This window comes from Candidatus Marivariicella sp., from assembly GCF_983056325.1.
Genome location: NZ_CEZOWA010000025.1, coordinates 1 through 17,028 on the forward strand (window position 1 = coordinate 1; position 17,028 = coordinate 17,028).

Annotated in this window: 12 protein-coding genes; 7 read left to right on the forward strand and 5 right to left on the reverse strand. The window is 32.6% G+C overall.

Annotated features, from left to right (window positions below; translation table 11 throughout):
* The first annotated feature begins 78 nt into the window (after window positions 1-78).
* Together AC3ATN_RS07840 and AC3ATN_RS07845 are read left to right on the forward strand one after the other, a co-directional pair.
* Window positions 79-1,020, forward strand: a complete 942-nt coding sequence (locus AC3ATN_RS07840; protein WP_487532722.1) for a PorP/SprF family type IX secretion system membrane protein — start codon at window positions 79-81, stop codon at window positions 1,018-1,020.
* Between the two features lie 2 nt (window positions 1,021-1,022).
* Window positions 1,023-2,972, forward strand: coding sequence for an OmpA family protein (locus AC3ATN_RS07845; protein ID WP_487532723.1), 1,950 nt, complete (start codon window positions 1,023-1,025; stop codon window positions 2,970-2,972).
* 92 nt (window positions 2,973-3,064) lie between these two features.
* On the opposite strand, the gene AC3ATN_RS07850 is transcribed toward AC3ATN_RS07845, so the two are convergent.
* On the reverse strand, window positions 3,065-3,361 hold the full coding sequence (locus tag AC3ATN_RS07850) for an SCP2 sterol-binding domain-containing protein (RefSeq protein ID WP_487532724.1): 297 nt from the start codon (window positions 3,359-3,361) through the stop codon (window positions 3,065-3,067).
* Between the two features lie 109 nt (window positions 3,362-3,470).
* Between AC3ATN_RS07850 and AC3ATN_RS07855 the strand changes: the two genes are divergently transcribed.
* Window positions 3,471-5,867 carry a 3-hydroxyacyl-CoA dehydrogenase/enoyl-CoA hydratase family protein gene (locus AC3ATN_RS07855; RefSeq protein ID WP_487532725.1) on the forward strand — a complete coding sequence of 799 codons (2,397 nt, stop codon included), beginning with the start codon at window positions 3,471-3,473 and terminating at the stop codon, window positions 5,865-5,867.
* Window positions 5,868-5,879: 12 nt separating this feature from the next.
* Complete coding sequence (locus AC3ATN_RS07860; protein WP_487532726.1) at window positions 5,880-7,049, forward strand: thiolase family protein; 1,170 nt, start codon at window positions 5,880-5,882, stop codon at window positions 7,047-7,049.
* Window positions 7,050-7,051: 2 nt separating this feature from the next.
* On the opposite strand, the gene AC3ATN_RS07865 is transcribed toward AC3ATN_RS07860, so the two are convergent.
* Together AC3ATN_RS07865 and AC3ATN_RS07870 are read right to left on the reverse strand one after the other, a co-directional pair.
* Complete coding sequence (locus AC3ATN_RS07865) at window positions 7,052-7,483, reverse strand: LexA family protein (RefSeq protein ID WP_487532727.1); 432 nt, start codon at window positions 7,481-7,483, stop codon at window positions 7,052-7,054.
* On the reverse strand, window positions 7,480-8,736 hold the full coding sequence (locus AC3ATN_RS07870) for a Y-family DNA polymerase (protein WP_487532728.1): 1,257 nt from the start codon (window positions 8,734-8,736) through the stop codon (window positions 7,480-7,482). Before AC3ATN_RS07870 ends, AC3ATN_RS07865 begins: the two co-directional genes overlap by 4 nt.
* Window positions 8,737-8,900: 164 nt before the next feature.
* On the opposite strand from AC3ATN_RS07870, the gene AC3ATN_RS07875 reads away from it, so the two are divergent.
* Together AC3ATN_RS07875 and odhB are read left to right on the forward strand one after the other, a co-directional pair.
* Complete coding sequence (locus AC3ATN_RS07875; RefSeq protein ID WP_487532729.1) at window positions 8,901-11,675, forward strand: 2-oxoglutarate dehydrogenase E1 component; 2,775 nt, start codon at window positions 8,901-8,903, stop codon at window positions 11,673-11,675.
* 16 nt (window positions 11,676-11,691) lie between these two features.
* On the forward strand, window positions 11,692-12,897 hold the full coding sequence (gene odhB, locus AC3ATN_RS07880; protein WP_487532730.1) for a 2-oxoglutarate dehydrogenase complex dihydrolipoyllysine-residue succinyltransferase: 1,206 nt from the start codon (window positions 11,692-11,694) through the stop codon (window positions 12,895-12,897).
* On the opposite strand, the gene AC3ATN_RS07885 is transcribed toward odhB, so the two are convergent.
* Window positions 12,894-13,319, reverse strand: a complete 426-nt coding sequence (locus tag AC3ATN_RS07885) for a retropepsin-like aspartic protease (RefSeq protein WP_487532731.1) — start codon at window positions 13,317-13,319, stop codon at window positions 12,894-12,896. The genes odhB and AC3ATN_RS07885 overlap by 4 nt on opposite strands.
* A gap of 37 nt (window positions 13,320-13,356) precedes the next feature.
* Here AC3ATN_RS07885 and AC3ATN_RS07890 point away from each other — a divergent pair, with 37 nt between their 5' ends.
* Window positions 13,357-14,124: a TatD family hydrolase gene (locus AC3ATN_RS07890; protein WP_487532732.1), complete on the forward strand. Its 768-nt coding sequence runs from the start codon at window positions 13,357-13,359 to the stop codon at window positions 14,122-14,124.
* A gap of 1 nt (window position 14,125) precedes the next feature.
* Here the strand turns inward: AC3ATN_RS07890 and AC3ATN_RS07895 are convergent.
* Window positions 14,126-17,028, reverse strand: a 2,903-nt coding sequence (locus AC3ATN_RS07895) for a BspA family leucine-rich repeat surface protein (RefSeq protein WP_487532733.1), incomplete at its 5' end; no start/stop codon positions are given.

Genomic DNA, 17,028 nt, shown 5'->3' on the forward strand with positions numbered 1-17,028 from the left:
GAACTTACTTTTACCAACTATACTTGAGTGAGGGAGTTATAGAAAAAGGATATATATTTGTAAAAAATAATTAATTAAGTGAATACAAAGCATAATGTTTTAAAATTATTTTTATTTCTATGTTGTCCTTTTATATGGTCTCAACAAGAAGCTTCTTTTTCACAATATATGTTCAATCATCAGGCGATAAATCCTGCATATGTTGGAGCTCAAGATTTTACTCAAATCACTGTAGTTAATAGATCACAATGGAATGGAGTCACTGGTGCTCCAGAAACTCAAGCAATAACTTTGGGTCACCAATTTAAAGATAAAAACTTTGGTTTTGGTATTTCAAGTGTTATTGATAAAATTGGTCCCTCGCAAAACACAAGTGTAGCTCTTGACTTTGCTTATCAACTTAAACTAAATGATAAAAATTTAAAATTAGGGTTAGGATTAAAATTTAGTGGAAGATCCTACCAATTAGATAACTCGATGATCTCTCCATTTGATTCTTCAGATTTGGTTTTCTCATCACCAATGAATAATAAGTTTTCACCCAATATAGGTGCTGGATTATATTTACACAATCAGAAATTTTATTTAGGAATAGCAATGCCAAATTTCCTTGAAGACTCAGAGGTTTCTTCCTATAAAAGAAATTTTTATATGTTTTCAGGTGGGTTAGTTGGTATAAATAAAACAATTAAATTAAAACCAAGTCTACTTGTTCAAAAAACGGAGTTGTTACCTTTGACTTATGACGGAAGTGTTTTAATTGTAGTAAATGATAAGTTTTGGATTGGTCCGCAGCTTAGATCCACCGTTAGTTCTGGAATTCCAGGAGAAAAAAGTGCAGGTTTTTACGGCGCTATTGCCGGTATCCATATTGGAAAAAACCTAACTCTTGGATACTCTTACCAAGGTAGTACATTAAACAAGAATATCGGAATCATCAATAATTCTCATGAATTACTTCTTCGCTTTCAATTAGCTCCAAAAATTCAAGGAATATTAAGATCACCTAGACTATTTTAGTTATGAAAAACGTTTTAAAGATTGTCTTATTATTAAACTGTTACCTAATTACTGCCCAAACCCCATCTTCAGATTGGGCTGATTATTATTACATGAATAATAAGTTTAGTAAGGCGATCGAATTATATGAAAAATCGATTGACAGCCTTAGTATTGATCAGGAACGTAATTTAGCATTTGCCTATATGAAGCTGAATAGTAAATCTAAAGCTTCATCAATATACTTATCTATAACCGACAATAATTTAGCTGGTGTGGTTGATTATTTGACCTTTGCACAACTTCTTCCGATTGACTCAAAATTATCTAAAGAGTATAGAGAAAAAGCAAAAAGACTTCAGGCACATGATGAAGATATTTTTGAAAACGATAGTCTGGTTTACAAATCTAGATTTTATAATTCTTCTTACACACAACTAAATTCTTTTCCAAATAACACGTCAAATGATGAATTTGGCGCAGTAGTCGCTCCCAATCTTTACAATCCCAATGAGCATTACAATGATAAAAATCAAATTGAATTTTTTTATATAAATTCTAATAAAATGCCAAACGAGTCTTTGGAGCTCAAAAGAATAAAATCTGAATCACCAGTATACAATATTTCTAAAGCTTTACTGGACACATTAACAGGTAAGATAGTTAGAGACGAATTACTTCCTGCGCAAGTAAATACAGATCTCCAAGAAGGACCCGTTATTTATTCTAATGAATTAAAAAAAATATTTCTAACACGAAGTATTAAAAATATGGATTCTAATAAAAAATATCAATTGAATATATATCAAATTGATTATCCTTTATCAGAAAACAAAAATCTACCAGAACCTTTATTTGAGTTAAAAGATAATTACTCAAATATGCACCCCACATATAGTCCTCAAAACAAATTTCTTTATTTCTCAAGTGATAGACCAGGAGGGTACGGAGGTATGGATCTATATAGGGTTAAAATGGGAGATGATGGCGAGGTGGGTGAGCCAGAAAACATGGGTGTTGATGTAAATACGGAGTCAGATGAAGTATTTCCTTTTGCGTATAGTGAGGATGTTTTGTTTTATTCATCCAATCAAGAATTAGGTCTGGGAAAACTGGATCCCTATATGGCGACTCGTCTAATAGAAAATAGATGGTCAGTTGAACCTCTTGGGGTTCCTTTTAGTTCAGAGGAGGACGATTTTGGATTTTACCTTGATCCAAAAACTAAACTTGGCTTTATTAGCTCCAATAGAAAGGGTGGAAAAGGAAAAGATGATAATTACTATTTTGTTTCAAAACCAACTATTAAAGGGGTAGAGGATAGGTATATATTTGGATCCGATACATTGGTTGAGTCATTTGATGGAGTTTTAAAAAATGATCAATTTTTAATGCTTGCGGAGGATCCGTTAAATAGCCTAGTCGAGAAACAAGTTTTTTTATATCAAACCCCTAATTCAGGTTCCGTAAAAATAAGATCTAACGGGAGTTTCTGGTACATACCAAAAGGTCCAGAGGTCAAGAAAGATACTTTTAGTTATTATTTAGAAAGCTCGTATTCTAAGACAAAGCCAATAAATGTTTATTTAGAAAAAGAAAAAATAATTAATGAGAAAATCGAGTATATATTTAGACCAATATACTTTGAATTTGATTCTGCAGATGTTTGGGTAAATTATGTAGATAGAATCGATGAAGTAATTTCTGCACTCAATTTGTATCCGAGTATGGAAGTTAAAATTAAAGCATTTACAGATAGAAGAGGGAAGGACGAATACAATATAAAATTATCTCAGAGAAGATCTAAATCAATTGTTTCATACATAAGATCCAGGATTGAAAACCCAGATAGAATTAGTGGGGAAGGTTATGGAGAGTCTTTAGTTAAAATTAAAGACATGAGTATTAAGGTTTCCAAACAACAACATCAAGAAGAGAGAAGAGTTGAGTTTGAAATCAAGAATTTTCAATAAAATATATTATTGAATATTTTTGCTAAACCAAGTCATATTTGTTGGTAAGCCCATCCGTATCAAAATAGTGTTTAGTATTTAAGTTGAAATACTTAGCCAAGTAGTGATTGAACTTTCATAGCTAATCCCATATCTCCTGATATTTTCACCTTTCCACTCATCACAGCCATCATTGGATTTATTTCCCCATCTCGCATTTGTTTTAAAATGTCACTAGATACAGAAATGGTACAATCAGCATCTTTATCTTCGGGTGTTATAGTATTTTTATCACCAGTTCCGTCTATATAAATTGTATTATCATCCACTACGAACTTTAAAGTTCCATTGATTGAATCTACTTTTTCAACTCGCTCTTTGAGTTGATCGAAAACTAAATTTTTATCCATTCTAATTATTATTAAAGTATTAATTAAAGTTAAATATTAAATCGCAATTAAATTAATTTTTTCAAATGTAAATATTAATTAGCTTAGCGCTACTAAAATATTTTCATATATGAGTTATCGAATTAAAAAAGTAGTAGTTCTGGGATCAGGAGTCATGGGTTCTGGTATTGCTTGTCACTTAGCTAACGTGGGGATGGAGGTCCTAATGCTTGATATTGTACCTTCTGATCAATCAGATTCAAAAGATCAAAAAACCCGAAATAGTATTGCAGATTCTGCACTTCTTAAGGCTATTAAATCAAAACCTTCCCCGGTATATGAAAAAAAGAATGCCGATAAAATATCTACAGGAAACTTCACAGATAACTTTAAAGATATTTCTGATGCAGATTGGATAATAGAGGTTGTTGTTGAAAACTTAGAAATAAAAAAACAAATTTTTGAAAAAGTTGAACTGAATAGAAAACCTGGAAGTTTGGTAACTTCAAACACATCGAGTATTCCTATTACTTTATTGGCAGAAGGAAGATCTGAGGAGTTTAAAAAACATTTTTGTGGAACACATTTTTTCAATCCTCCAAGATATTTGAGACTTTTAGAGGTGATTCCAACTAAACAAACTCTTCCGGGTGTTATTGATTTTTTTATGAGCTTTGGTGATATAACTTTGGGTAAGCAAACTGTTTTATGCAGAGATACTACCGCTTTTATAGCTAATAGAATTGGGGTGATGTCTGGAACGTCTTTGATTCATTTAACCATAGACTATAAAATGACTATTGAAGAAGTCGATGCAATAACAGGAACACTCATCGGAAGACCTAACAGTGCCACATTTAAATTACAAGATTTGGTTGGTTTAGACACTTCAGAGAAAGTTAGCTCTTTTGTTGCAAGCGCTGTTAAAAATGATGAGTTCTTCGAAGATTTAAAAACTAGAGAGGTTCCCGCCTTTATGAATCATTTATTAGACAATAAATTTTATGGTAATAAATCTGGAAAAGGATTTTATCAAAAAACAAAAGAAAAAGATTCTAATGGAAGGTCAATAGTTAACGTATTAAATCTTGAAACTTTAGAATATGAAAAAACATTAAGACCAAAATTAAAAATAGTTAAAGAAGCAAAATCAATTCAAAACTTAGGAAAAAGATTGTCTTTTTTAATCTCAGGAAGTGATCGTGAAAATTTATTTTTGAAAGACTACTTCACAGCAATATTTAAATACTCAGCTCAGAGGTCTCCAGAAATAGCATCTGCATATTATCAGATTGATGATGCAATGAGAACAGGATATTTTTGGGACTTTGGACCCTTTGAACTGTGGGATTCAATTGGTTTTAATACAGGAATAGAGCTAATTGAAAAATCAGGATCAACTTTACCTGAATGGATTAAGACCATGCAAGATGAAAAAGCGACATCCTTTTATAAGTTTGAGTCTGGTAAAAAGAAATATTTTGATCTAGATTCTAAATCCTATCTACCCGTTCCAAGCTCTGACAACTATATAATATTAGATTCATATAGAGAAAATAAACCCTTAATAAAAAACAGTGAGTGTACAGTTCATGACATAGGGGATGGAGTTATGTGTTTAGAGTTTACGAGTAAGAGTAATTCTATAGGTGAAGGTATTGGACATGGTATTGATCAGGCAATAAGAATGGCTGAGGAAGAAGGATGGAAGGGGATTGTCATTGGAAATAATGCAAAACAGTTTTCTGTTGGAGCGAATCTTATGAATGTTGGTATGTTGGCTATGCAGAAACAATATGATAATCTTGAAGTTATTATAGGAGGTTTTCAAGATCTTAATATGCGTATTAGAACATCAAAAATACCAGTAGTTGTTGCAACTCAAGGATATGTTTTTGGTGGAGGATGTGAAATCGCAATGCATTGTGATGCTGGTGTCTATGCTGCTGAATCCTATATTGGTTTACCTGAAGTTGGAGTTGGACTTTTACCTGCAGGAGGTGGCGTCAAAGAGATGGCTCTTAGAGCGTCAGATAAGTTTTTTGAAGGTGATGTTAAAATACCGACTTTAATCAACCACTTTAAAACAATAGCTACTGCAACAATTTCTACATCTGCCTCTGAGGCTTATAGTCTTGGCTTCTTGAAAGAAGATCGAGATAACATATGTCTTAACACTCAAAGAAATATTGGTGAGGCTAAGAAAAAAGTATTACAAATGGCGTTTAATTATGTACCCCCTTCTGTAAGAACAGATATTGAAGTTTTAGGAAGGACAGGTTTAAGTGTATTATATTCTGCAATCAATGAATTTTATTTGGGAGGCTACATGTCTGAATATGATGTTGAGATTGCACGTAAAATTGCATTTGTTATTTCCGGTGGTGACCTGACAAGTCCTCAAAAAGTTAGTGAAACATATCTTCTTGATTTAGAAAAGGAGGGTATGATGTCTTTACTTGGTAATCAAAAAACTTTAGATAGAATACAGTATTTATTAATGAACAATAAACCTCTAAGAAATTAAAAACACTTAAAAATGGAAGCATATATTGTAAAAGGTTATAGATCTGCAGTTGGTAAAGCTCATAAAGGTGGATTTAAAAATTATCGATCAGATGATCTGGCAGTTGATGTAATAAAACACCTATTATCTAACACCAAAAATTTAGATCCAAAATTAGTAGATGATGTAATTGTAGGTTGTGCTAACCCTGAAGGAGAGCAAGGCTTACAAATTGGAAGATTGATTGCCGCAAGAGCTCTAGGTAAAGAAGTTCCAGGGATTACTATAAACAGATATTGTGCCTCAGGTCTGGAGTCTATATCTATGGCAGTTGGAAAAATAAAAGCTGGATTTGGACATATTTACATTGCTGGAGGTACAGAAAGTATGAGTATGATTCCGATGACAGGATATAAACTTGCTCCGAGTTTTAAAGCCAATCTAGAAAATATTAATTACCATGTTTCCATGGGAGTTACCGCTGAAGCAGTTGCTGACAAGTATGGTATAACTCGTGAAATGTCCGACCAGTTTGCCGTAAATTCACATTCCAAGGCAGCAGCAGCTATTGATTCAAAAAAGTTTGATGATGAAATTGTTCCAGTTACTATTGAAGAAGTTTTTGTTGAAGGAGGAAAAAGAATAACAAAAACTCATACAGTATCTCAAGATGAGGGAGTTCGACGTGACACTTCTTTAGAGGGACTGGCTAGATTAAGACCTGCATTTCGTCAAAAAGGCGTTGTAACTGCTGGAAATGCATCCCAAACTTCCGATGGATCTGCTTTCACATTAATAGTGAGTGAAAAAATGGTTAAAGAGTTAAATCTTCAACCAATTGCAAGACTAGTAAGCTGTGCTGTTGGTGGTGTTGACCCACTTTATATGGGTATTGGTCCATGTGTTGCTATCCCAAAGGCCTTAAGTCAAGCAGGATTAAAAATCAATGATATTCAACAAACAGAGCTCAATGAGGCTTTTGCAACTCAAGCTTTAGCTGTTATTCAAGAGACAGGTTTAGATCCTAATAATGTGAATGTGAATGGTGGAGCTATTGCAATGGGTCATCCATTAGGCTGTACGGGGGCAAAGTTGAGTATTCAATTACTTAATGAAATGAAAAGAAGAGATCAAAAATACGGTATGGTAACAGCATGTGTTGGTGGAGGACAAGGAATAGCTGGTATTTATGAGCGTTTGTAATATCAAACCTTTTTAACCACATAAGTAACTATTCCCCATATAATGAGTTGGTTTTCACTGGTTACTTTTAAGGGTTTATATTTTGAGTTTTCAGGCATCAAATAGATACAGTCTTCTTCAACCTTTAGTCTTTTTACTGTAAACTCGCCATCTATATAACAAACCGCTATCTTACCACTTTCAGGCTCTTGACTTCTGTCAATAACTAGTAAATCTCCATCATCTAAACCTGCTCCTTGCATAGACTGTCCGTCAACTCTTGCAAAAAATGTAGCAGACTCATTTTTAACTACTTCCTGATCAATACTTATTTTCAATTCTTTAAAATCTTCAGCAGGTGATGGAAATCCAGCAGAGATCCCTTCAATAGCCAAAGGAGAAAATTTTTTATTTTTATTGTCAGGCTTAAAAAAAATTAGTTTTTTATTGATCATCTTACTTTTATAATATCTTCTAAAACGGTTGTAAACCTAGGTGATAGATTTTTTTGCTTCATTTTCCATACACGATTGAGATCTTGATTTGCTAGCTTTATTCGATTAGATCCATGTCTGTAGTTTATTACATCTATTGCTTTCATAAGACTATCATGTTTAACTATATTAGGTTGAAAAATATTCAATTGATGATTTTCTTTTGGTTTTAAACCCAAAACCAATACACCTGCTTTTTTATAAGATATTCCAGGTTTGAAAATTTTTCGTAGCCCATAGATAGCCTGTTTACTTATAGTTATACTTGAATTACTAGCGTTGTCAAGGTTTACTACACAGCTATTATTGTATTGTTCTCTATTTTTGAATGGATCACTTCTTATAAAAACAAGTAAGCTAGTGCAGTAGCTGTTTTGTATGCGTAACTTTTCAGCACAACTTGTTGCAAAAGTAGAAATACGCTCTTCTATATCACACAAATCAGTTAAGATAGACTCGAAGCTTCTTGTAGTGGCAATGGATTTCTTTTTAGATTTGATTTCTTCTAATTTGATAAAAGATAATCCTGATAAATCTTTCTTAAGCTTAAGCCCTAAAACATTCATATTTTTTTTAACCCATTGGTCAGGAAGATTGACAAATTCAAGTGCATTTTTAACACCTATAGATCGAAGACGTTTTGCGTACCTACGACCAATACCCCAAACATCCTCAATTTCAGTCCATTTAAGGGCTTTATTTATTTTGTGTTGACTATCTAGACTATACACTCCAAGAGTTTTATTATTAAATCTTTTAGCGATTTTATTGGCAACTTTAGCTAAAGATTTAGTAGGAGCCAGTCCTATTGAGACTGGGATACCAGTCCATTGATAGATTTGCTTTTTTATTCTATAACTTTCTTTTGTTAAATCCGAATTTTTAAAACTTGTAAGCTTTACAAAAGCTTCATCAATACTATATATTTCAATATTTGGACTGTAGTTTTCTAGAATACTCATCACTCTTCTACTCATATCTCCGTAAAGAGCGTAATTGGATGAAAAAACTTTTATATTATGTCTTTTAAATTGATTTTTATATTTAAAAGCTGCTGCTCCCATCGGTATATCTAGAGCCTTTGCTTCATTACTACGCGCGATAACACAACCGTCATTATTTGATAAAACTACAACAGGTTTTTTATTAAACTGTGGTTGAAAAACTCTTTCGCAAGAGACATAAAAGTTATTACAATCAATTAGTGCAAACATGTGACAAAAGTCAAAAAATATTTCATTATAAAACCTTTTTTAAGACTCTTTTTTAATTTTAATTATTCACATGTTTAAATGATTTAATTTATTGTTAAATCAAGGTTAGTGGTTGTCTATAAATGTGTAATTTTACATGTATGAGGATTCTTAGAATTTAATTAATGGACAATTATTCATTCCTAAACGCTGCACATACCACTTATTTTGCAGAACAGTATGACAGATATTTAAAATCTCCTGACACCATGGAGCCTAGTTGGAGAGCTTTTTTTCAGGGCTTTGATTTTGGTTTAGAGAGTAGTACAGATAGCGTAGCTGATTATAGCGAAGTACCGGAGTCCTTAAGGAAAGAATTTCAGGTCATAAAGTTAATTGATGGCTATCGAATCAGAGGCCATTTATTTACTAAAACAAATCCTGTTAGAGATAGAAGAAAGTATTTACCAACACTTGATATAGAGAATTTTGGTTTATCGGAATTAGATTTAAATACAGTTTTTAACGCCGGATCTGTAATTGGAATTGGTCCAGGATCTCTTAATGTTATTATAAAGCATTTGAAGGAAGTGTATTGTGATGCTATAGGAATTGAATATATGTATATACGAGATCCAAAAAAATTAAATTGGATTCAAGAAAGATTAAATATAAATGACAATCATCCTACTTTTTCCTCAGATCAAAAAAAACATATTTTAAAAAAATTAAATCAAGCTGTAAGTTTTGAAAATTTTCTTCATACCAAATATGTAGGTCAGAAAAGATTTTCTTTAGAAGGAGGAGAGTCTTTAATTCCTGCTCTTGATGCTGTAGTTGAAGCTGCAGCTGAAAAAGGTGTTGAAGAATTTGTTATGGGAATGGCTCATCGAGGAAGGTTAAATACTTTAACAAATATCTTTGGAAAGTCAAGTAAAGACATATTTAGTGAGTTCGATGGAAAGGATTATGAAGAGGTTATTTTCGATGGAGATGTTAAATACCATTTAGGTTGGTCATCTAATAGGACGACTGACACAGGAAAAAAAATTAATATGAGTATTGCTCCCAATCCATCACATCTTGAAACTGTTGGAGCGATAGTAGAAGGAATTACACGCTCAAAACTAGAGCATAAATTCAATGGAAACACAAATAAAGTTCTTCCCATAATAGTTCACGGTGATGCTGCTATTGCAGGGCAGGGTCTACCCTACGAAATAACTCAAATGGCACTTCTCAAAGGATATGGTACCGGAGGAACTGTTCACATTGTAGTAAATAATCAAATAGGTTTTACCACAAATTATCTTGATGCTAGATCCAGTACGTATTGTACAGATGTTGGTAAAGTTACCTTGTCTCCTGTTTTACATGTTAATTCTGACGATGCTGAAGCAGTTGTTCATGCCGTTCTTTTTGCTTTGGATTATAGAATGCAATTTGGTAGGGATGTTTTTATAGATTTACTTGGATATCGAAGATATGGACATAACGAAGGGGACGAACCCAGGTTTACTCAGCCCAATCTCTATAAAAAAATCGCCAGTCATCCAAATGCCAGAGATATATACGCTACCGAACTTATTTCAAAAGGAATAGTTGATGAAAATCATGTTACTGTTCTTGAAAAAGAGTACAAAGAACTGTTAGAAAAAAATCTTGAAGACTCAAGAAAACTAACAAAAACTGTAATCACACAGTTTATGGAGGATGAGTGGAAAAATATTGCTCCATATACCGAAAGGGTTGATGAGATTGGAATGAAGAAAAAGGTTATAACCAAAGTTTCCTCCGAAGAATTGGCAAAAGTTGCTGAAGCGATTACAACATTACCTCAAAATAAAAAGTTTTTAAGAAAGGCGGAAAGATTAATAGCAGATAGAAAAAAAATGTTTTTCGAATCAGAAACATTAGACTGGGCAATGGGAGAGCTTCTTGCTTATGGAACTCTTCTTAATGAAGGTCATGATGTTAGATTATCAGGACAAGACGTTGAAAGAGGTACATTCTCTCACCGCCACGCTATTCTTGTAACTGAAGAATCCGAAGAAGAAATAGTGTTATTAAATAACATAAATAAAAATCAGGGAAAGTTTAAAGTTTATAACTCTTTATTATCTGAATACGCTGTTCTTGGATTTGATTATGGTTACGCAATGGCAAGTCCAAATGCTCTAACGATTTGGGAGGCACAATTTGGAGACTTTTCTAATGGAGCACAAATAATTATTGATCAATACATAACTTCTGCAGAAGATAAATGGAAACTTCAAAACGGTCTAGTAATGCTTTTACCTCATGGCTATGAAGGGCAGGGGGCTGAACACTCTTCTGCTAGAATAGAAAGATATCTTCAGATGTGTGCAAAAGATAATATGTTTGTCGTTAATTGTTCTACTCCAGCAAACATGTTCCATGTTTTAAGGCGCCAACTAAAAGCAAAATATAGAAAACCCTTGATTGTTTTTACACCAAAGAGCTTACTGAGACATCCAAAAGCAGTTTCTAATATTAAAGATTTCTCAGATGGAGATTTTAAAGCTGTTATAGATGATTCTGAAGTAGAGGAATCAAGTATTAAGACAGTAGTGTTTTGTTCCGGAAAATTTTATTATGATCTTTATAAGGCAAGAGAAATCAAGAATAGATCTAATGATTTAGCCCTTGTTAGATTAGAACAATTATTTCCATTACCTGAAAAAGAAATAAAAGAAGTAATTTCAAGATATAAAAATGCTAATGATATTGTTTGGGCTCAAGAAGAACCAAGAAACATGGGAGCTTGGAGTTACTTGTTGTTAAATTTTCCAGAAGCTCAACAAATGCGTGCTGCAAGTCGAAGAATGTATGGAACTCCCGCAGCAGGAAGTTCTACACGTTTTAAAAAACGTCATGATGAGGTTATAGAATATGTTTTTGATCCCTCAAAAAATAATCAAAAACGAAAAAATAAATAAATCAAAAGTTTAAAAAATGATTTTAGAAATGAAAGTGCCTTCTCCTGGAGAATCAATAACAGAGGTTGAAATTGCTCAATGGCTTGTTGAAGACGGAGATTTTGTTGAAAAAGACCAAGCTATTGCTGAAGTGGATTCTGATAAAGCAACCTTGGAGCTTCCTGCTGAAGTTAGTGGGGTAATAACTCTGAAAGCAGAGGAAGGAGATGCTGTTGCTGTAGGTGAAGTTGTTTGTATAATCGATACAGATGGTAAGCCAGCCACTGGAAATAAGTCTAAAAATGAAGTAAATAAAGAAACTGAAAAGTCTCCAGAGGTTTTAAAAACAGAAAATACTACATATGCTTCAGGGAGTCCTTCTCCTGCTGCTAAAAAAATTATTGCTGAAAAAAATATTGATATAACTTCATTAAAAGGTACAGGAAGAGATGGAAGAATAACCAAGACTGACGCAATAAAAGCCAAAGTTTCAATGGGGTCTTTACCTGAAAATGGAAAACGTGAACAAACAACCAAAAAAATGTCTATGCTGCGAAGAAAAGTCGCAGAAAGATTAGTTTCAGCTAAAAATGAAACAGCTATGTTGACTACTTTCAATGAAGTAGACATGTCTGAAATATTTACTATTAGAAAGAAATACAAAGAGTCTTTTAAATCAAAACATGAAGTAGGTTTAGGCTTCATGAGCTTTTTCACTAAAGCAGTTGTAAGAGCACTAAAAATGTATCCTGATGTTAATTCAATGATAGAAGGAGATCAGCAAATTACTTATGATTATTGTGATATTTCAGTTGCAGTTTCAGGACCAAAAGGTTTAATGGTTCCGGTAGTTAGAAATGCAGAATCTCTTTCATTTAGAAGTATTGAATCTGAAATAAAACGATTGGCAATAGCGGCTAGAGATGGAAAAATAACTGTTGATGATATGACAGGTGGCACATTTACTATTTCAAATGGTGGTGTCTTTGGTTCTATGTTATCTACCCCAATTATCAATCCTCCACAATCTGGAATATTAGGCATGCATAATATAATAGAAAGACCGGTGGCAATAGATGGTAAGGTGGTTATTCGTCCGATGATGTATTTAGCTTTATCCTATGATCATAGAATAATTGATGGAAGAGAATCTGTAGGTTTTTTAGTTGCTATTAAGGAATCTCTTGAGGATCCTTTGAACACTTTAATGGATGGAAATTTAAAAAAGTCTTTGGAACTTTAAAAAGAAAGAGTCATCGTTTTGTAGCTTATTAATGCGTTTTTTTTAATTAAAAAATCAGCCCCCAATATTCCATCTACACTTATACTATCGCTCTCATTAAGAGCTTTGTTTATCGACCCCATATCAATCAATAGAAAGTTCAATTTTACAATATTGATACCTAGGTAACTTATTTGGGCTTTTTTAGATTTTAAAACATCAAACTTTCCATTTCCAGCGCCTGATGCACTGTACGACTTTTTATATTTTTCTAGTTTAAACCTTTCATCACTTGCAACATCAACACAAGAATTTGAGGCTCCACTATCAATTAAAAAGCTCCCTTCAACACCGTTAATTAGTATTTTACATGTAATGTGGTTCGTCTTTAGAAGAAAAAACTTAATTAAAGTCTTGTGATTTTTAATAAAGGGTATTGACATTTTGAATATTTAAATGCTAAAATAGTATTTTTATGATGTGAAATTAATAGATACCCATACCCATTTATATATTGAAGATTTTGATCAAGATCGAGACGATCAAATTGAGCTGTCAATTAAAAATGGAGTTCACAAGTTTTTTTTACCTGCAATAGATAAGTCCTACACTGAACGAATGTTGAGTTTAAAAGCTAAATATCCAAAAAATATTTTCCTAATGTCAGGTCTTCACCCCACTCATGTCGAAGAAGATTATAAAAATGAATTAAAGCATGTAGAACAAAATCTGAAAAATGGAAGTTTTTGTGCTGTTGGTGAAATAGGAATAGATCTTTACTGGGATAAAACTAATTTAACGAAGCAACAAGAAGCATTCCATCAACAAATTATTTGGGCCAAAGAATATGATCTTCCTATAGTTATTCATTGTAGAGATGCGTTTAATGAGGTGTTTGATGTTTTAGAAAATCATAAAAGTGATAAGCTTAGAGGTATTTTTCACTGTTTTACAGGAAATTTGGATCAAGCTCAAAGAGCAATAGATTTTAATATGAAGTTAGGAATAGGAGGGGTGATTACTTTTAAAAATGGTAAAATTGATAAGTTTATAAATGAGATTCCTATTGAATCAATAGTACTCGAAACAGACTCTCCATATTTAGCTCCTGTCCCTTATAGAGGGAAAAGAAATGAAAGTAATTATTTACCTATAATAGCAAAAAAAGTAGCAGATTGTTATAACCTTCCAATAGAAATGATTGCAAAAAAAACTTCAGAATCAGCCAAGCTAATTTTTAACTTTTAGCCTATTGAGGACAAGTTCCCCAAACAGGTTTATTAATATTTGTAAGCGCAGAATTAACGCTAAAATTAGTAGGTTCTGAGGTGATATTAGTAACACACCAGTTTGATAGGTCTTGATTGAAAAGAGTAGCTCCTGTAAACATAGATTCCATGGAAGCAACATTTACTGTATTCCAATTACCAATGTCTTGATTAAATTGATATGCCTGATCGAACATAAACTGCATAGAGTTTACAAGAGAAGTATTCCAATTACCAATATTTTGATTAAAAGATTCTGCATTATCAAACATATTACTCATATTGGTTACTTTTGATGTGTCCCAACTTCCTATATCTTGATTAAAAGCTTTTGCCTCATAAAACATTACATTCATATTAGTAACGCTAGAGGTATTCCAGTTTCCTATATCTTGATTGAACGAAGTTGCTCTATAAAACATACCACCCATATTATTAACATTTGAAGTATCCCATAAACTTATATCTGAATTGAAAGAAGTATTTTCAAAAAAAAGATCTTCCATAGTGGTAACTGCCGCAGTATTCCAAGAGCTTATATCTTGATCAAATGAGGTAGCTCCATTAAACATATTGTTCATATAGATTACATTTGAAGTATTCCAATTTCCTATATCTTGATCAAAAGAGGGTGCATTCCAAAACACACCACTCATATCCGTAACACTTGATGTATCCCAGTTTCTAATGTCTTGATTAAATAAATCTGCTTTAAAAAACATTTGATGCATATTAGTAACATTGGAAGTATCCCAGTCTCCAATATCTTGATTGAAAGAGATGGCTCCTTCGAACATTTGTCTCATGGCTGTAACATTTGAAGTATCCCAATTCCCTATATCTTGATTAAAAGCAGATGCTTCATGGAACATTCCATTCATAATAAGTACACTAGAAGTATCCCAATTCCCTATATCTTGATTAAATGGTGTTCTCTGGAACATGAAACTCATATCAGTTACGCTTGAAGTATCCCATTCTAAAACTTGATTAAATGAAGTTGCCCCAGCAAACATGAAGTCCATATCACTAACATTTGAAGTATCCCATGCACTTATATTTCCGTTGAATGATGGGGCTTCTTGAAACATGAAGTCCATATTAGTCACACTTGAAACATCCCAATTTCCTATATCTTGATTAAATATTATTGCTTTAGCGAACATACTTTTCATATCAGTAACATTGGAAGTATCCCAGCTACCAATATCATCATTAAATTTTATTGCCTCAAGAAACATGCTTTCCATATTGGTAACATTTGATACGTTCCAATTTCCTATATTAAAATTATCTCCTAAAACACTTCCATTTTCAACATTTCCAGTCCCTGCAAACATTCCGGACATAGATGTAACATTTGAAACATCCCAAGAAGATAAATCTGCATCAAAATTTTTGGCTCCATTAAACATATTGTCCATGTAGATTACATTTGAAACATTCCAGTTGCTTATATCATAATTAAAAATTGGTGCTCCAGAAAACATATATCTCATTGAGGTCACATTAGAAGTATTCCAAGATGATAAATTACCATTGAAAGCAATTGCTCCGTTAAACATTCCATCCATATTAGTAACCTTTGAGGTGTCCCAATTTTTAAGCCCCTCTTGGTTGCTACCATTATTAAAGTTTGCTGCATCGTAGAACATTTGATCCATGTCAGTTACATTAGAAGTATCCCAACTACTGATATCTTGATTGAAGTTTGTGTTACCGGAAAACATATTATTTAATTCAGTAACCTTCGATATACAAAAACATGTGAAATCAGCTTCAGAGTTATTAGCTAACAAATCTTGTAAGTTTCCAACTACGGTATAAGCTTTTCCATTTATCGATCCTATATCTCCAACGTCTGCATTTTCACATTTTACAGTAATTCCATTATCTGCAAGATAAATATCTGGGTTTACACCAGCACAAATAATTGATAAGTTAACTCCCTGACCAATACTCCATGAATTAGGGGTGTTGTCTAATTGGTTTTGATTCACTTTAACACACTCCAAACTGGTGTTATTATTAACCCCAAAGTTTTCAAGATTAATTAGATCTGATACATCAAGAGACGTTAGTGGATTTGTTGAAACATTAAGCTCGGTAATATTTACATTACTACTCAAATCAATTGAGGTTAGGGAATTGTTTTCAATATGTAGGTTTTCTAAATCAGCACTATTAGAAATATCTAAACTGCTAAGTACTCCTGGAGCCTGGGGATCAGCAAACTGAGATGCACAATTAAGTATTTTAAGATTTGTACTAGTAGATAAATCTAAAGAGGTTAATTTATTATTATTAATACGTAACTCTTCAAGATTTACATTATTTGATAAGTCTATTACATCAAGTTGGTTTCCGGTTAATCCCAAAATTGTTAATAAAGAGTTATTTGATAAATCTATAGAAGTTAGAGTTCCCACTCCATCCATGGTTAGGCTAGTTAAAAGAGGATTATTAGATAAATCAATTGTCGAAATATTGCAGCGATCAAGAAATAATGCTTCCAATAATGGATTGTTAGTAACATCCAGAGATTCAAATCCATTTCCAACAGCAGAAAGATATTTTAAATCAGGGCTATTTGAAACATCAATTGTGTTAACCTGACTATTATCTGCATCAAGTCGTAAAAGATTTATATTATTAGAAAGATTAAGGGTTTCAATACTATTTTCAGTAACATTTAAAATTTCAAGAGAAATAAAGCCTTCTATTCCAGTCAAATCAAATATTTTAGGTGTTCTATTTTGCATTTGAAGGCTAGTTACACTTTCAATATCAGCTGTATTTATATAATCATCCAAAATATCATCATACCCTAAATCAATAAGCGCCTGTTCAAAACTATCATCTGGAACATATGTTCTTAACCCAT

What these genes read in the sequence shown, in the direction of transcription:
- AC3ATN_RS07845 (WP_487532723.1), top strand. Translation starts at nt 1,023, where the DNA reads ATGAAAAACGTTTTAAAGATTGTCTTATTATTAAACTGTTACCTAATT.
- AC3ATN_RS07850 (WP_487532724.1), bottom strand. Translation starts at nt 3,361, where the DNA reads ATGGATAAAAATTTAGTTTTCGATCAACTCAAAGAGCGAGTTGAAAAA.
- AC3ATN_RS07855 (WP_487532725.1), top strand. Translation starts at nt 3,471, where the DNA reads ATGAGTTATCGAATTAAAAAAGTAGTAGTTCTGGGATCAGGAGTCATG.
- AC3ATN_RS07860 (WP_487532726.1), top strand. Translation starts at nt 5,880, where the DNA reads ATGGAAGCATATATTGTAAAAGGTTATAGATCTGCAGTTGGTAAAGCT.
- AC3ATN_RS07865 (WP_487532727.1), bottom strand. Translation starts at nt 7,483, where the DNA reads ATGATCAATAAAAAACTAATTTTTTTTAAGCCTGACAATAAAAATAAA.
- AC3ATN_RS07870 (WP_487532728.1), bottom strand. Translation starts at nt 8,736, where the DNA reads ATGTTTGCACTAATTGATTGTAATAACTTTTATGTCTCTTGCGAAAGA.
- AC3ATN_RS07875 (WP_487532729.1), top strand. Translation starts at nt 8,901, where the DNA reads ATGGACAATTATTCATTCCTAAACGCTGCACATACCACTTATTTTGCA.
- odhB (WP_487532730.1), top strand. Translation starts at nt 11,692, where the DNA reads ATGATTTTAGAAATGAAAGTGCCTTCTCCTGGAGAATCAATAACAGAG.
- AC3ATN_RS07885 (WP_487532731.1), bottom strand. Translation starts at nt 13,319, where the DNA reads ATGTCAATACCCTTTATTAAAAATCACAAGACTTTAATTAAGTTTTTT.